Genomic DNA, 15,121 nt, shown 5'->3' with positions numbered 1-15,121 from the left:
CAAGGCACGTTTTCCAAGCGCCCTAGACCATGGTCCTATGGTGCAGGCCAGAGCGCTTGGGCGATGATTTCCGATGATGGCTGGGCGTTCTTTCGCCGGGCCCCTTGTTGTGCCGCCACCGCGCTGTGCTTCGTTTTTCTGCCTTTCTTGTGGACGTTCCCTCGCATGTTTGCCCCCCTTGCTCTCGCCCCCGGGCGCCGTGTTGCCGGCCTGTTGCTGTTGTGTGCCGGAGCCCAGGCCCAGGCCGGCGGTTTTCTTGAAGACAGCCGTGCCAAGCTCGAAGCGCGCACGGTATATTTCAACCGCGATTTTCGTGACGGCCACAGCAGTTCCAGCCAGGGCGCATCCAAGCGCGAAGAGTCCGCGCAGGGTTTTATTCTCAATGTACAGTCTGGATATACTCAGGGCCCGGTCGGCATTGGCGTAGATGCGTTGGGTTTGTTCGGCCTCAAGCTCGATTCCAGTGCCGCTGACAGTAACAGTGGTTTGCTGCCGTCTTCCGGGCATGACCCGCGGCATTCGGCAGACCAGTACGCCAAGCTTGGCGTGGCGGCCAAGGTGAAGGTTTCCAACACCGTGCTCAAGTACGGTTCGATGATGCCGGACCTGCCCTTGATCAAGTACAACGATGGCCGCCTGCTGCCCACCTTGTTCCATGGCGCGATGCTCACGTCCGAACAGGTGCAAGGCCTGACGTTCACCCTGGCGCGCCTGAACCAATACACCGCGCGCGATTCCACCGACCGCCAGGATATTCGCGTGCATTGCAAGAACAAGCGCTATGCCTGCGATATCACGGCGGACCATTTCGACCTGGCCGGCGTGGACTACCGTTTCAACGACAAGGTCAGCGCCCAGTACCAGGTAGCGAAACTGGAAAACATCTACCGCCAGCACTTTCTCGGCCTGGTCGCCAGCCAGCCGCTGGCGGTGGGCAGCCTGTCGGCCGACCTGCGCCTGATCAAGAGCGATGACATCGGCAACGCACGTGCCGGCGAGATCGGCCACCGTGCGTTCAGCGGCATGCTCGGCTACAGCCTTGGCGGGCACAAGATCAGTGCCGGCTGGCAGCGCATGTATGGCCAGAGCGCCATGCCGTACCTCGACGGTAGCAACCCGTACCTGGTCAACTATGCCCAGGTGAACGACTTCGCCGCCGCCCAGGAGCGTTCCTGGCAACTGCGCTACGACTACGACTTCAAGGCCCTTGGCGTACCGGGCCTGAGTTTCCTCACCCGCTACATCAACGGTGACCATGTCAAGGTGCCGGGCAGTAATGCCCAGGGCAAGGAATGGGAACGCGACACCGAATTGAAGTACCAGGTGCAAAGTGGCACCTTCAAGGATGTCAGCGTGCGCCTGCGCAATTCCACGTTCCGCAGCAACTATGAGAAGTGGGCGCGTGACATGGACGAGACGCGGGTCATTGTCAGCTATAACTTCTCTATCTTCTAAGGGGCCAGGTAGCGGGCGGAGCCATGAAAACATTGTTGTTGATCGGCATTGGCCCGGGCGACCCACGGCAGGTCACGGTCGAGGCAGTCGAGGCCTTGCGCCGTGCCACGCTGTTCTTCGTGCTCGACAAGGGTGCTGGCAAGGACGAGCTGGTGCACCTGCGCAAAGCCATTCTCGAACGTTACCGGCCAGAGGGCGGCTACCGCCTGGTGCAAGTGGCAGACCCCAAGCGCGATGCCCAGGCGCCCGACTACCTGGGCGCGGTGCACGACTGGCACCGCCAGCGGGCGGCGCTGTATGCGCAATTGCTCGAAACGGAAATGGGCGCCGAGGATATTGGCGCCTTTTTGCTATGGGGGGAGCCTGGCCTGTATGACAGCACCTTGCGCATCCTCGACCTGGTCCGCGAACGTGGGGTGGCGCTGCGCTTGCAGGTGATACCGGGCATCAGCAGCGTGCAGGCCCTGGCGGCGCGGCACCAGGTACCGCTGAACCGCATCGGTGAGCCGTTGCTGGTGCTGCCTGGGCGGCGCTTGGCCGAGTTGCAGCAGGTGGACAACGTGGTGGTGATGCTGGACGGGCAGGGGGCATTTGCCGCCCTGCAGGACCCTGGGCTGATGATTTACTGGGGGGCCTACCTGGGTACCGAGGATGAAGTGCTGATTGCCGGGCCCCTGCAGGCGGTGAAGGCGCAGATTCTGGAGGTTCGCGAGCGTGAGCGGGCGCGCAAGGGGTGGATCATGGACACCTACCTGTTGCGCCGGGAAGTGTAGAGCAAGGGCCGCTTGCGCGGCCCATCGCGAGCGGTGCTCGCTCCTACCCGGCCTGCGTCAACCCTCGTAGGAGCGAGCGCAGCTCGCGATAGGCCCCCCACCTCAAGGCGTACCCAGAATCTCCAACACCTTGTTGCGCAACTGCTCGATGCTGAACGGCTTGCCAATCAGGTGCATGCCTTCGGGCACCTCGAAGCTCTCGGCGTAGCCGCTGGCAAACAGCACCGGCAGCAACGGCCTGACGGCGCGCGCCCTGGCCGCCAGCGCTTCGCCGCGCATGTCCGGCAGGCCAACGTCGGTCATCAGCAGCGCCAGGTGCTGGTCGGCATCTTCGATGACCTTCAGGGCCGCCGCCGCATTTTCCGCCTCAAGGGTGCTGTAGCCCAATTCGTCGAGCACTTCGACCATCAGCATACGGACGATGTCGTCATCTTCGACTACCAAAAGGTGCATGTTGGCTTCCTGTTGAAAAAAAGGCGTGTCCTACTCTGTGCGCCAGGCACTGGCAGAAGTTCCCGAGGATACCGGCCTATGCAAATAGATGGAACGATTCGCGCATGCCACCTTCAAATACTGGCTAAATGCCCTGCCGAACCGGCGAAAGCTGGTTAGACTCGCTGTGTACCGGTGAGCGCAGCGGCAGGCAAATGACAGGCGCCGGCCGCCACACTTTTTCATGGACTCTTACGCGCGGGCGTTTCCAGATGATTCAAGCAGCCACGATGGACCAGCAAAGTTTCCGCAAGCTGTTGAGCCGCAACATTGGTTTGCCCCTTGGGGTAGGCCTGCTCGGCGCAGTGGCCTTTGTTGCGGTGATCAACTACCTGCTCACCGCCATGCAGTGGGTCGAGCACACCGACCGGGTGATCGGCAACGCCAACGAGACGGTCAAGCTGTCGATCGACATGGAAACCGGCATGCGCGGCTTCCTGCTGACCGGCGACGAGCGTTTCCTCGACCCCTACGAGGTCGCCAAACCCCGCGTCCTGGGCAGCCTGGAAAGCCTCAAGGAGCTGGTTAAGGACAACCCCCAGCAGGTCGACCGGATCGACCGGCTGATTGCCCTGCAAAATGCCTGGAACAGCTTCGCCAGCGAAATGATCACCCAGCGCCGCAGCGGCGGTGACTTCCGGGCTTCGATCGGCAATGGCCGCGGCAAGCGCATCACCGACGAAATTCGCAAGGAATTCGATGCCCTGGTCGGCACCGAGCAACAGCTGCGCATGACGCGCACCGAGTCGGTCAGCTCGGTGACGGTGACATCCATTACCGTATTCGTGGTGCTGCTGGTTGGCCTGAGCGGGTTGCTGGCCTATTTCGGCCGTCGCGACCTGATGACCTTGTCCGGCACCTACAACGATAACCTGCAAGCCCAGGAACGTGCCGCCCAGCGCCTGGAACAGCAGGCCTGGCTGCGCGCTGGCCAGACGCAACTGGCCGAGCAAGTGCTGGGCCAACTGACCCTGCCGATGCTGGGCGAGAATATCCTGCGCTTTTTCGCCAGTTACCTGGGCAGCGTGGTCGGCGCCGTGTACGTACGCGACGAGCATGGCCGCCTGGTGCGTGTGGCCACCTATGGCCTGGCGGCCGAGGAGCAGGCCCGCGAGCAAGTGCTGGGCGACCATGCCGGGCTGCTGGCCCAGGCGGTGCGCGAAGGGCGCCTGCTGCGCCTGGACGACCTGCCGCAAGATTACTACCACCTGAGCTCTGGCCTTGGCAGCGGTTTGCCGCGCAGCGCACTGCTGATGCCGGCCAGCGACGACGGGCAGATCAATGGCGTGCTCGAACTCGGTTTCCTGCGCCCGCTGGTGGAGCGTGATGAAGAGTTGCTGCAGCGGGTGGGCGGCAACCTGGGCATTTCCATCGAAAGCGCCCGTTACCGCCAGCGCCTGCAGGAAGTGCTGGCTGAAACCCAGCAGCTCAACGAAGAGCTGCAAGTGCAGCAGGAAGAACTCAAAACCGCCAACGAAGAGCTTGAAGAACAGTCGCGGGTGCTCAAGGAGTCCCAGGCCCACCTGGAAACCCAGCAGGCCGAGCTTGAGCAAACCAATGAACAGCTGTCCGAGCGTACCGAGTCGCTGGACCGCAAGAACGACGAGCTGAGCCTGGCCCAGGAAGAGTTGCAGGCCCGTGCCGACGACCTGCAGCGTTCGAGCAAGTACAAGTCTGAATTCCTCGCCAACATGTCCCACGAGCTGCGCACGCCGCTCAACAGCTCGCTGATCCTGGCCAAGTTGCTGGCCGAGAACGGCGAGGGCAACCTCAGCGCCGAGCAGATCAAGTTCGCCGAGTCCATCTATTCGGCGGGCAACGACCTGCTCAACCTGATCAACGACATCCTCGACATCGCCAAGGTCGAGGCCGGCAAGCTGGAAGTGCGCCCGGAAAACACCCAGCTTGAGCGCCTGGTCGAGGGCCTGCGCGGCATGTTCCTGCCCATGGCCGAGCACAAGGGCCTGGCCTTCGAGGTCAGCGTCGAACCGCAGGTGCCGGCGACCCTGTTCACCGACCGCCAGCGCCTGGAGCAGGTGCTCAAGAACCTGCTGTCCAACGCCCTCAAGTTCACCGAACGCGGCCAGGTCAGCCTGAGCATCAGCCACCAGCCGGGCGCTGGCATCACCTTCTCGGTGCGCGACAGCGGCATCGGCATTGCTTCCGACCAGCTGGAGGCGATTTTCGGCGCCTTCCACCAGGTCGATGGCACCAGCAACCGCCGCTACGGCGGCACGGGCCTGGGCCTGTCGATTTCCCGTGACCTGGCGCACCTGCTGGGTGGGCAGATCAGCGTCGACAGCAGCCCCGGCAAGGGCAGCGTGTTCAACCTGACCCTGCCGGAGCACTTCGAGGCGCAAGGCAAGCCCATCGAAGCGCTGAGCCTGCGCCCGGCGGTCGATAGCCTGCCGCCGGCGCCCAAGGCCGCCGCACCGGCAGTGGTCAAGCGCCAGGCGCCTGCGTTCGCCGACGACCGCGACCGTGCACCGTTCAACAACCGCTGCATCCTGGTGATCGAGGACGAGCCCAACTTCGCCCGTATTCTGTTCGACCTGGCCCACGAGCTGGGCTACAGCTGCCTGGTGGCCCAGGCCGCAGACGAGGGCTACGAGCTGGCCGCGCAGTATGTGCCCGACGCCATCCTGCTGGACATGCGCTTGCCCGACCATTCCGGCCTCACCGTGCTGCAACGCTTGAAGGAGCAGGCCAGCACCCGGCACATCCCGGTGCACATCATTTCCGTGGAGGACCGCGTCGAGGCGGCCATGCACATGGGGGCGGTGGGCTATGCGGTCAAGCCCACCAGCCGCGAGGAACTCAAGGAAGTGTTTGCCCGCCTGGAAGCCAAGCTCACCCAGAAGCTCAAGCACATCCTGCTGGTGGAGGACGACGACCTGCAGCGTGAGAGCATCGCCCGCCTGATCGGTGACGATGACGTCGAGATCACCGCCGTGGCCATGGCCCAGGACGCCTTGGAGCTGCTGCGCGACAACATCTACGACTGCATGATCATCGACCTCAAGCTACCCGACATGCTCGGCAACGAGCTGCTCAAGCGCATGACCGCCGAGGACATCCGCGCCTTCCCGCCGGTGATCGTCTACACCGGGCGCAACCTCACCCGCGAGGAGGAGGCCGACCTGCTCAAGTATTCGCGCTCGATCATCATCAAGGGCGCGCGTTCGCCAGAGCGCCTGCTGGACGAAGTGACGTTGTTCCTGCACAAAGTCGAATCGCAGCTGTCCAACGAACGTCAGCGCATGCTCAAGACCGCGCGCAGCCGCGACAAGGTGTTCGAGGGGCGCAAGGTGCTGCTGGTGGACGACGATGTGCGTAACATCTTCGCCCTGACCAGCGCGCTGGAGCACAAGGGCGCCATCGTCGAAATCGGCCGCAACGGGCGCGAGGCCATCGAGCAACTGGAGCGCAACGACGACATCGACCTGGTGCTGATGGACGTGATGATGCCGGAGATGGACGGCTTCGAGGCCACTCGCCTGATTCGCCAGCAGCCGCGCTGGCGCAAGCTGCCGATCATCGCCGTCACCGCCAAGGCGATGAAGGACGACCAGCAACGTTGCCTGCAGGCGGGCGCCAATGATTACCTCGCCAAGCCGATCGACCTGGACCGCTTGTTCTCGTTGATCCGCGTGTGGCTGCCGCAACTGGAGCGAATTTGACTAGCGAACGTAACACCGATATCGAGATCCGGCTGCTGATCGAGGCGATCTACCTCAAGTACAGCTACGACTTTCGCAATTACTCCGGCGCCTCGATCAAGCGCCGGATCCTGCACGCACTGCGCCAGTTCAGCTGCCTGACGGTGTCGGCGTTGCAGGAGCGGGTGCTGCACGACCCGGGCATGTTCATGCAGTTGCTGCAGTACCTGACGATTCCGGTCAGCGAAATGTTCCGCGACCCCTGCCACTTCCTGGCCTTGCGCCAGGAGGTGGTGCCGCTGCTGCGCACCTGGCCGTCGATCAAGGTGTGGATCGCTGGCTGCAGCACGGGCGAGGAGGTGTACTCCATGGCCATCCTGCTGCGCGAGGAAGGGCTGCTGGAGCGCACCATCATCTATGCCACCGACATCAACCCGCACTCGCTGGATCGCGCCAAGCAGGGTATCTACTCGGTGCAGAGCATGAAGGAATACGAGGAAAACTACCGCCTGGCCGGTGGCCGCCGGGACTTCTCCGAGTACTACACAGCGGCCTATGGCAACGCCATCATGGACAGCAGCCTGCGCGAGAACGTGACCTTCGCCGACCACAGCCTGGCCACCGACAGTGTGTTTTCCGAAACCCAGCTGGTGTCGTGCCGCAACGTGCTCATTTATTTCAACAAGGACCTGCAAGACCGCGCCCTGGGCCTGTTCCACGAGTCCCTGTGCCACCGTGGCTTCCTGGTGCTGGGCAGCAAGGAATCGGTGGACTTTTCCGCCTACAGCGACCGCTTCGAGCCGTTGGTCAAGCCTGAACGGATTTTCCGCAAATCATGAAGGGCGTGCGCGCGGTGGTGATCGGCGCCTCGGCGGGCGGCGTCACGGCACTGTTCACCGTGCTGGGCAGCCTGCCGGAGCACTTCGCCATCCCGGTGCTGTGCGTGTTGCACCTGCCCGATGACCGCCACAGCCAGCTGGCCGAAGTGCTGGAGCGGCGCCTGCACCGGCCGGTGCGCCAGGCCGCGGACAAGCAAGTGATCAGCGCGGGGCAAGTCTACGTGGCCGGGCCGGGCTATCACCTGTCGGTGGAAACCGACTTCAGCCTGTCACTGAGCCAGGAAGAACCGGTGCACTTCTCGCGCCCGGCCATTGACTACCTGTTCACCTCGGCAGCCGATGCCTATGGCGCCGGGCTGCTCGGCATCCTGCTCACCGGGGCCAACGAGGATGGCGCCGAAGGCCTTGCCTACATCAAGAACAGCGGCGGCCGGACCGTGGTCCAGGACCCCCGCGATGCACAGGTGGCGCTGATGCCCGAGGCCGCCCTGGCCTTGCACCAGCCCGACCTAATCCTTTCTCTGAGCGGTATCGGGCAGTTGCTCGCCACCCTGGAACCCTGCGCATGCTAAGCCTCACCCCTGCCAAACTGCTGATCGTCGACGACCTGCCGGAAAACCTGCTGGCCCTCGATGCCCTGATCCAGGGCGAGGACCGCGAGGTGCACCAGGCACAGTCGGCAGAGGCGGCCTTGTCGCTGTTGCTCGAACACGAGTTTGCCCTGGCCATCCTCGATGTGCAGATGCCGGGCATGAACGGCTTCGAGCTGGCCGAGCTGATGCGGGGTACGGAAAAGACCCGCAATATCCCGATCGTCTTCGTTACCGCGGCCGGGCGCGAGATGAACTACGCCTTCAAAGGTTATGAAAGCGGCGCAGTGGACTTTCTGCACAAGCCTCTGGACACCCTGGCGGTGAAAAGCAAGGTGTCGGTGTTCGTCGACCTGTACCGCCAGCGCAAGGTCCTCGACCGCCAGTTGCAGGCCCTGGAGCGCAGCCGCCAGGAGCAGGAGATACTGCTGGGGCAGTTGCAGACGGCGCGTTGCGAACTGGAGCACGCCGTGCGCATGCGCGACGACTTCATGTCGATCGTCTCCCACGAAGTGCGCACGCCGCTCAATGGCCTGATCCTGGAAACCCAACTGCGCAAGATGCACCTGGCCCGTGGCAACCTTGGCGCCTTCAGCGCCGACAAGCTGCAGGCGATGGTCGAGCGTGACGAGCGGCAGATCAACAGCCTGATCCGCCTGATCGAGGACATGCTGGACGTGTCGCGCATCCGCACCGGCAAACTGTCGCTGCGCCCACGCCCATTCGACCTGGGGCAACTGGTGCAAGGCCTGGTGGAGAACTTCGCCGCCCAGGCCACGGCCCAGGGCACGCAGATCGTGTTGCAGCGTTGCCAGGCGCTGGTGGGCGAGTGGGATGAATTTCGGATTGAACAAGTACTGGCCAACCTGTTGTCCAATGCCTTGCGTTACGGCGAGCGGCAACCGGTGGAGGTGCGGGTGTTCGAGCAGGAGGGCATGGCCTGGGTACAGGTGCAGGACCACGGCATCGGCATCAGCGCCGCCAACCAGCAGCGGATTTTCCAGCAGTTCGAGCGGGTGGCCACCCAGCATGCCAGCGGCGGGCTGGGCCTGGGGCTGTACATCTCGGAGCAGATCGTGCATGCCCATGGCGGCCGCATCCAGGTGCACAGCGAAGTCGGCGAGGGCGCCACGTTCAGCCTGCTGCTGCCGCTGGCGGGTGTGACCGAACAAAATGACCAGGTGCGGGCAACCTCTGCCTAGGCCTGGGGTCTGATGGCCAACTGTATGAATTTCAAGGCGTTATCATGAGCGAAGATGCACAAGATGTGGTGTTGGTCGTTGAGGATGAGCCGGCGATCCGGATGATCCTGCGCGATTACCTGGCAGGTGAGGGCTACCACGTGCTGGTGGCCGAGGATGGCGAGCAGGCATTCGCCATTCTGGCGAGCAAGCCGCACCTGGACCTGATGGTGACGGACTTCCGCTTGCCAGGTGGTATTTCCGGGGTGGAGATTGCCGAGCCTGCGGTGAAGCTGCGCCCGGACCTGAAGGTGATCTTCATCAGCGGTTACCCGGCGGAAATCCTCGAGTCCGGCAGCCCGATCGCGCGCAAGGCGCCGATTCTGGCCAAGCCGTTCGACCTCGATACCCTGCACGAGCAGATTCAGGCCCTGTTGCGCTAGCCTGTGCCGGCCTCTTCGCGGGGCGAGCCCGCTCCTACGGATACAGCGCAGCGCCCAGGGGTGTGTGCGACCCCTGTAGGAGCGGGCTTGCCCCGCGAAGAGGCCGGCACAGCCTAGCGCAAAATCCGCTCAACCCCACCCACCAGCAGGCGCTCCATCAACCCAAGCCCCTGTTCCTCAGGCAGCCCCTTGAGCATCCCAGGCAACTGGTTGAGCAAGGTCGCCAGCACATGCGCCGTGGCCACCCACTCCTCTTTTTGCAGCATGGAACGCGGCGCAATGAGCCGCAGCAACCCTGCCTCATAGCCCTTCCTCAGCACCGCCAAGCGCGCTTGCTGCGCCTCACTCAAACAGCACAAGTCCCGCTCGGCCAGGCGAAACTGCAACGGCCGTTCGGCATGCAATTGCCAATGCGCGGCAATCAGGCAACCCATGGCCGAGGCCCCGCGTGCCATGGCCCGGCGGCCTTGCTCCAGGGTGGCTTGCAGTTCCTCGTACAGCTCCTCGATCAGGTCGTACAGCAGGTCTTGCTTGCTGGGGAAATGGTGATACAGGGAGCCTGCGGTCAAGCCCACATGCGCCGCCAGCTCGCGCATGCTGACCTGGCCGAAGCCCTTTTCGGCGAACAGCGCCATGGCCCGGTCGCGTCGCTCCTCGAAGTTGGCACAGCGCATCGCGGCATTGACCGGGGGCATGGCCTGCGCTCCTAGTAGGTGAAGAAACCGCGGCCGCTCTTGCGCCCCAGCCAGCCGGCCGCGACCATTTCCTTGAGCAGCGGGGCAGGGCGGTACTTGCTGTCGTTGAAGCCTTCGTGGAAGGCCTGCATGATCGCCAGCAAGGTATCCAGGCCGATCAGGTCGGCCAGGGCCAGCGGGCCGATCGGCTGGTTGCAGCCAAGGCGCATGCCGGTGTCGATGTCCTCGGCGCTGGCCAGGCCTTCCTGGCGCACGAAGATCGCTTCGTTGATCATTGGCACCAGGATGCGGTTGACCACGAAGCCTGGGCGGTTACCGGCGGTGATTGGCGTCTTGCCGAGCTTTTCGGTCACCAGCAGGGCCTGGGCATAGGTGCTGTCGCAGGTCTGCAGGCCACGGATGATTTCCACCAGGGCCATCATCGGCACGGGGTTGAAGAAGTGCACGCCGATAAAGCGCTGCGGCTGTTCGATGCTGGCCGCAAGCTCGGTCACCGACAGCGACGAGGTGTTGGTGGCGATCAGGCAGTCTGCGCCTACGTTGGCCGCCACCTGCTGCAGAATGCGCTGCTTAAGCGCCAGGTTTTCGGTGGCCGCCTCGATCACCAACTGCGCAGTGGCCAGCTCGGCGTAGTCGGTGCTGGTGCGAATGCGGGTTTTCGCCGCCGCCGCGCGTTCGGCATCGAGGGTGCCTTTGCTCACCTGGCGCTCCAGGTTCTTGCCCAGGGTCGCCACGCCGCGCTCCAGCGCCGCCTGCGACACGTCCACCAGCAGCACCTGGTAGCCGGCCACCGCGCACACCTGGGCGATGCCGTTGCCCATGGTGCCCGCGCCGATCACTGCAATCTGTTCAATGCTCATGCTGGTGCCCCCCTCAAACTCGCTCGAAGACCACGGCGATGCCCTGGCCACCGCCGATGCACATGGTCGCCAGGGCGTAGCGGCCCTGGATCCGCTGCAGCTCATGGATGGCCTTGGTGGCGATGATCGCCCCGGTAGCGCCGACCGGGTGGCCGAGGGAAATGCCCGAGCCGTTGGGGTTGACCTTTTCCGGGTCGAAGCCCAGTTCGCGGGCTACTGCGCAGGCCTGGGCGGCGAAGGCTTCGTTGGACTCGATCACGTCCAGGTCGGCCACCGTGAGGCCCGCTTTTTCCAGCACCTTGCGCGTGGCCGGGATCGGCCCCAGGCCCATCAGCTCCGGCTCCACGCCAGCGTGGGCGTAGGCCACCAGGCGCGCCAAGGGCTTGAGGCCAAGGCGGCGCACGGCATCAGCGGTGGCCAGCACCAGGCCGGCGGCGCCGTCGTTGATGCCGCTGGCGTTACCGGCGGTGACGGTGCCGTCTTTCTTGAACACGGTCTTCATGGCGGCCAGTTGCTCGGCGCTGACGTCGGCACGCACGTGCTCGTCGATGGCGAATTGCACGCTGCCTTTGCGGGTTTTCAGTTCCAGCGGCACGATCTGGCTGTCGAAACGGCCCTCGGCCTGGGCGCGGGCGGCGCGGCGCTGGCTGGTCAGGGCCAGCTCATCCTGCATTTCGCGGCTGATGCCCAGCTTGGCGGCGACGTTTTCGGCGGTGATGCCCATGTGGAAGTGTTCGAAGGGGTCTTGCAGCACGCCGACGGTGTAGTCGATGCCCTGCAGGTCGCCCATGCGTGCACCCCAACGGGCTTGCGGCAGCAGGTACGGGCCGCGGCTCATGGACTCGGCGCCGGCGGCCAGGGCCACCTCGGCATCGCCCAGGGCCAGGCACTGGGCCGCCGACACGATGGCCTGCAGGCCCGAGCCGCACAGGCGGTTGACGTTGAAGGCCGGGGTTTCCTTGGGAATGCCGGCGTTCATGGCGGCCACCCGCGACAGGTAGGCATCACGCGGCTCGGTCGGGATGACGTTGGCCATCACCACATGGCCGATCTGCTCGGCAGGCACCCCTGAGCGCTCGATGGCGGCGCGGGTCACGGCGGTGGCGAGGTCTGCCAGGGGCAGGTCCTTGAGGGCGCCTCCGAAGCCACCGATGGCGGTACGGACGGCACTGACGACATAGATTTCTGCGTTGCTCATGGCGGCTCCATTGCGTGGGCATGGCGGGAGCGGGCCAGGCTCTGCGAGAATGGCCGGCGATCCCGGATGGGGTCCGAGTCTAGGCAAAGGCTTTAGCGCAGCCTATGCCGGATCTGTTCAGTCAACCTGGCACTTTTTGCCACTCAGCATAGACAGCGAATTCCCATGCGCGATACCGATACGGTCGCGGTGTACTTTCTCAACGCCATGCTCCACGCCCTGCGCGAGCAGCCCGAGGCCCGTGATGCGCGGCTGCGCGGGGTGGGCATCGATCCGGCGCTGCTCGGCCAGCCCCAGGCGCGGGTGCCGGCCAAGGCCTTTGCCCAGCTATGGCTGGAAATGATCGCGCTGCTGGGCGATGAGTTCTTCCAGCTCGACAGCCATGGCATGCCGCTGGGCAGCTTCGCCTTGATCTGCCGGGGGTTGATCCAGGAGCCGAACCTGGAAAAGGCCTTGCGCCAGTGCCTGGGCAATTTCGGCCTGTTCCTGCGCGACCTGCAGGGCAGCCTGACGGTGCGCGGCGTGCGTGCGGTGATTGTTGTGCGCTCGGCCATCGCCGACCCGCTGACTCGGGTTTACGCCGAGGAAACCTACTTGGTGCTGGTCGTCGGGCTGCTGTGCTGGCTGGCCGGGCGGCGCATCGCCATCGACCGCACGGAGTTGGCCGTGGCCCGCCCGGCCCAGGATGATGACCCGCTGCTGTGGGGGCCAGACTTGCGCCTGGGCAGCGGGCGTACCGAGGTTGAGTTCGACAGCGCCTGGCTGCGCTTGCCGGTGGTGCAGGACTTGGCGGGGTTGAAGACTTTCCTGCGCAGTGCACCCCAGGGGCTGGTGATTCGTTTTCGCAACCACAACGGTTTGGTGGCCCAGGTGTACCGGCACCTGCGCACCCGCCATTACGGGCAGTGGCCGACCTTGGCGGCATTGGCCGAGCGCCAGGGCATCAGTGCCAGCACCTTTCGCCGGCAATTGGAGCGTGAGGGGCGTTCGTACCAGCAGATCAAGGACGAGGTGCGCCGAGCCATGGCCTTCGAGCGCTTGCGCGAGGGGGTGTTGAGCATTGCCGAAATTGCCGAACAGGCCGGGTTCCAGGAGCCCAGTGCGTTTCACCGGGCGTTCAAGAAGTGGACGGGGCAGAGCCCGGGCAGTTACCGCGCGAGGTTGGCGATTCCGTAGGGGATGTCAGCCCTATGGAAACATCTGATTTAACAAAGAACCCTGTAGGAGCGGGCTTGCCCCGCGAACACCGGCGAAGCCGGTGCCACGCACCGCGTCGCCTGCTTCGCGGGGCAAGCCCGCTCCTACAACAGAGGATGGGCGCGCGCCTGGGCGGTCAATCTTCCAGCTGCGCCGCCAGCGCCTTGACCCGCTGCAGCTCGCCCTTGGCCACTTTGGCCACCTTCGCCCCATACTCGGCATCGGCCTTGTACAGGAACGACAGCATGATGTGCTTGCTCTCGTCATCGGCCACCGCCAGCGACTGGCCGAAACTGTTCACCAGGTCGCGCTGCTCGCTGGCCGAATACGACCGGTACAGCTCACCGGCCTGGCGGAAGTTCTGCTCCCGGGCGATGCCTTGCTGCTGGCTGGTGCCGCTCAAGGCCAGCTGGCTGGCGCGGGCCGTCGGGCTGACCATGCTCGGCTGCAGGCGGCTCGGCTCGTAGTTGACCATGCTGCGGCTACGGTTGGGGTTCAGTGCGCCGTCCTGGTTGCCATTGTTGACCGCCGCCCGGGGCTGGTTGATCGGCAGGCTGCCGGCATTGGCGCCCACCCGGTACATCTGCGTGTCGGCGTAGGAGAACAGGCGACCTTGCAGCAGGCGGTCCTCGGAAGGCTCGATGCCGGTGATCAGGTTGGAAGGGGCCAGGGCGACCTGTTCGGTTTCCTGGAAGTGGTTGCCGACATTGCGGTTGAGTACCATCTGCCCAACTCGGCGCTCAGGCACGTCGGGCCAGATCTTGGTGGCGTCCAGCGGGTCGAAGTCGAAGCTTGCCAGTTGCTCGGGGCGCAGGGTCTGGATGTACAGGTCCCATTTGGGGAAGTCGCCCCGGTTAATGGCGTGGACCAAATCCTCGGTCATGTGGCTGAAGTGCTTGGCCTGGATTTTTTCCACCGCCCTGGGGTCGAGGTTTTCCTGCCCCTGCAGGCTTTTCCAGCGGAACTTCACGTAGGTGGCCTGCCCCCGGGCGTTGACGAATTTATAGGCATGCACGCTGTTGCCGTCCATGTGCCGGTAGCTTTTCGGCGTGCCTTGGTTGGAGTACAGCAGCGTCAGGGTGCGCGTGGCTTCGGGCATGTGCGAGAACAGGTCGAAGCGCCGGGCATCGTTGCCCAGGTTGGTGCGCGGGTCTGGCTTGAAGGCGTGGACCATGTCCGGGAACTTGATGGCATCGCGGATGAAGAAGGTCGGGAAGTTGTTGCCCAACAAGTCCCAGTTGCCGCTGCTGGTATAAAACCGGGTGGCGAAGCCGCGGGGGTCGCGCAGGGTTTCCGGTGAATGCAGGCCGTGCACCACCGAGGAGAAACGCACGAACACCGGGGTTTTCTTACCGGGGGTGAACAACGCAGCCTGGGTGAGTGCAGAGAGGTCTTCGAAGGCGGTGAATTCACCATGGGCACCGGTGCCGCGGGCGTGTACCACGCGCTCCGGTACGCGCTCACGGTCGAAGCGTTGCAGCTTCTGGATCAGCTGCACATCCTGCAGCAGGGTCGGGCCTGCGTTGCCTGCAGTTTGCGAATGCTGGTTGTCGCCCACCGCCGCGCCGTTGTCGCGGGTCAGGGGGGCGGCCAGCAGCGTGGGGCTGACGATCACGGTGGCACACAGGATGGCCAATGCAGCACGGCGGTGGCGGGTGGCTCGCATGGAAGGGCGCTCGCTTGATGAAGGAAGCGCCGATGCTAGTAAGACCGTAGGTTGCGCACAGTAGGTGGCTTCT

At 64.4% G+C, this 15,121-nt stretch carries 13 protein-coding genes; 8 read left to right on the top strand and 5 right to left on the bottom strand.

Translation table 11 applies throughout. The annotated features are described in order from the left end of the window. Positions 1-165 precede the first annotated feature (165 nt). Together F3J44_RS11775 and cobF are read left to right on the top strand one after the other, a co-directional pair. On the top strand, positions 166-1,455 hold the full coding sequence (locus F3J44_RS11775; protein WP_167272501.1) for an OprD family porin: 1,290 nt from the start codon (positions 166-168) through the stop codon (positions 1,453-1,455). A gap of 23 nt (positions 1,456-1,478) precedes the next feature. Continuing rightward, a complete protein-coding gene (gene cobF, locus F3J44_RS11770) occupies positions 1,479-2,228 on the top strand; it encodes a precorrin-6A synthase (deacetylating) (protein ID WP_167272498.1) in 750 nt (249 codons plus the stop codon). Between the two features lie 102 nt (positions 2,229-2,330). On the opposite strand, the gene F3J44_RS11765 is transcribed toward cobF, so the two are convergent. Further along, the gene (locus F3J44_RS11765; RefSeq protein WP_167065239.1) at positions 2,331-2,681 is read right to left on the bottom strand and encodes a response regulator; all 351 of its coding nucleotides are present in this window, start codon (positions 2,679-2,681) and stop codon (positions 2,331-2,333) included. A gap of 269 nt (positions 2,682-2,950) precedes the next feature. On the opposite strand from F3J44_RS11765, the gene F3J44_RS11760 reads away from it, so the two are divergent. Genes F3J44_RS11760 through F3J44_RS11740 form a run of 5 tightly spaced genes read left to right on the top strand, consistent with a single transcriptional unit; the run spans position 2,951 to position 9,432 of the window. Then, on the top strand, positions 2,951-6,400 hold the full coding sequence (locus F3J44_RS11760; protein ID WP_205299833.1) for a response regulator: 3,450 nt from the start codon (positions 2,951-2,953) through the stop codon (positions 6,398-6,400). After that, a complete protein-coding gene (locus F3J44_RS11755; RefSeq protein WP_167272492.1) occupies positions 6,397-7,218 on the top strand; it encodes a protein-glutamate O-methyltransferase CheR in 822 nt (273 codons plus the stop codon). Before F3J44_RS11760 ends, F3J44_RS11755 begins: the two co-directional genes overlap by 4 nt. Then, positions 7,215-7,790: a chemotaxis protein CheB gene (locus F3J44_RS11750; RefSeq protein ID WP_167272489.1), complete on the top strand. Its 576-nt coding sequence runs from the start codon at positions 7,215-7,217 to the stop codon at positions 7,788-7,790. Before F3J44_RS11755 ends, F3J44_RS11750 begins: the two co-directional genes overlap by 4 nt. Then, a complete protein-coding gene (locus F3J44_RS11745) occupies positions 7,784-9,010 on the top strand; it encodes a hybrid sensor histidine kinase/response regulator (protein WP_167272485.1) in 1,227 nt (408 codons plus the stop codon). Before F3J44_RS11750 ends, F3J44_RS11745 begins: the two co-directional genes overlap by 7 nt. 44 nt (positions 9,011-9,054) lie before the next feature. Further along, positions 9,055-9,432, top strand: coding sequence for a response regulator (locus F3J44_RS11740; protein ID WP_023629509.1), 378 nt, complete (start codon positions 9,055-9,057; stop codon positions 9,430-9,432). Positions 9,433-9,545: 113 nt separating this feature from the next. On the opposite strand, the gene F3J44_RS11735 is transcribed toward F3J44_RS11740, so the two are convergent. From F3J44_RS11735 to F3J44_RS11725, 3 genes are read right to left on the bottom strand one after another with little or no spacing between them, the layout of a single operon-like run. Further along, positions 9,546-10,127, bottom strand: a complete 582-nt coding sequence (locus F3J44_RS11735) for a TetR/AcrR family transcriptional regulator (RefSeq protein ID WP_167272482.1) — start codon at positions 10,125-10,127, stop codon at positions 9,546-9,548. Between the two features lie 11 nt (positions 10,128-10,138). Continuing rightward, positions 10,139-10,987: a 3-hydroxybutyryl-CoA dehydrogenase gene (locus F3J44_RS11730; protein ID WP_167272480.1), complete on the bottom strand. Its 849-nt coding sequence runs from the start codon at positions 10,985-10,987 to the stop codon at positions 10,139-10,141. 13 nt (positions 10,988-11,000) lie between these two features. Further along, positions 11,001-12,185: an acetyl-CoA C-acyltransferase family protein gene (locus tag F3J44_RS11725; RefSeq protein WP_167272478.1), complete on the bottom strand. Its 1,185-nt coding sequence runs from the start codon at positions 12,183-12,185 to the stop codon at positions 11,001-11,003. A 165-nt stretch (positions 12,186-12,350) separates the two neighbouring features. On the opposite strand from F3J44_RS11725, the gene F3J44_RS11720 reads away from it, so the two are divergent. Continuing rightward, complete coding sequence (locus F3J44_RS11720) at positions 12,351-13,361, top strand: AraC family transcriptional regulator (protein ID WP_167272476.1); 1,011 nt, start codon at positions 12,351-12,353, stop codon at positions 13,359-13,361. Between the two features lie 157 nt (positions 13,362-13,518). Here F3J44_RS11720 and F3J44_RS11715 read toward each other — a convergent pair whose 3' ends face one another. Then, positions 13,519-15,048 (bottom strand): catalase, encoded by a 1,530-nt coding sequence (locus F3J44_RS11715; RefSeq protein ID WP_167272473.1) that lies wholly within the window; start codon positions 15,046-15,048, stop codon positions 13,519-13,521. Positions 15,049-15,121: the final 73 nt, after the last annotated feature.

Origin of the sequence: Pantoea sp. Tr-811 (assembly GCF_011752535.1) — a bacterium.
Taxonomy (GTDB): domain Bacteria; phylum Pseudomonadota; class Gammaproteobacteria; order Pseudomonadales; family Pseudomonadaceae; genus Aquipseudomonas.
Note: the sequence above shows the minus strand (reverse complement) of the source record. Positions and strands in the feature narration are given on the sequence as shown.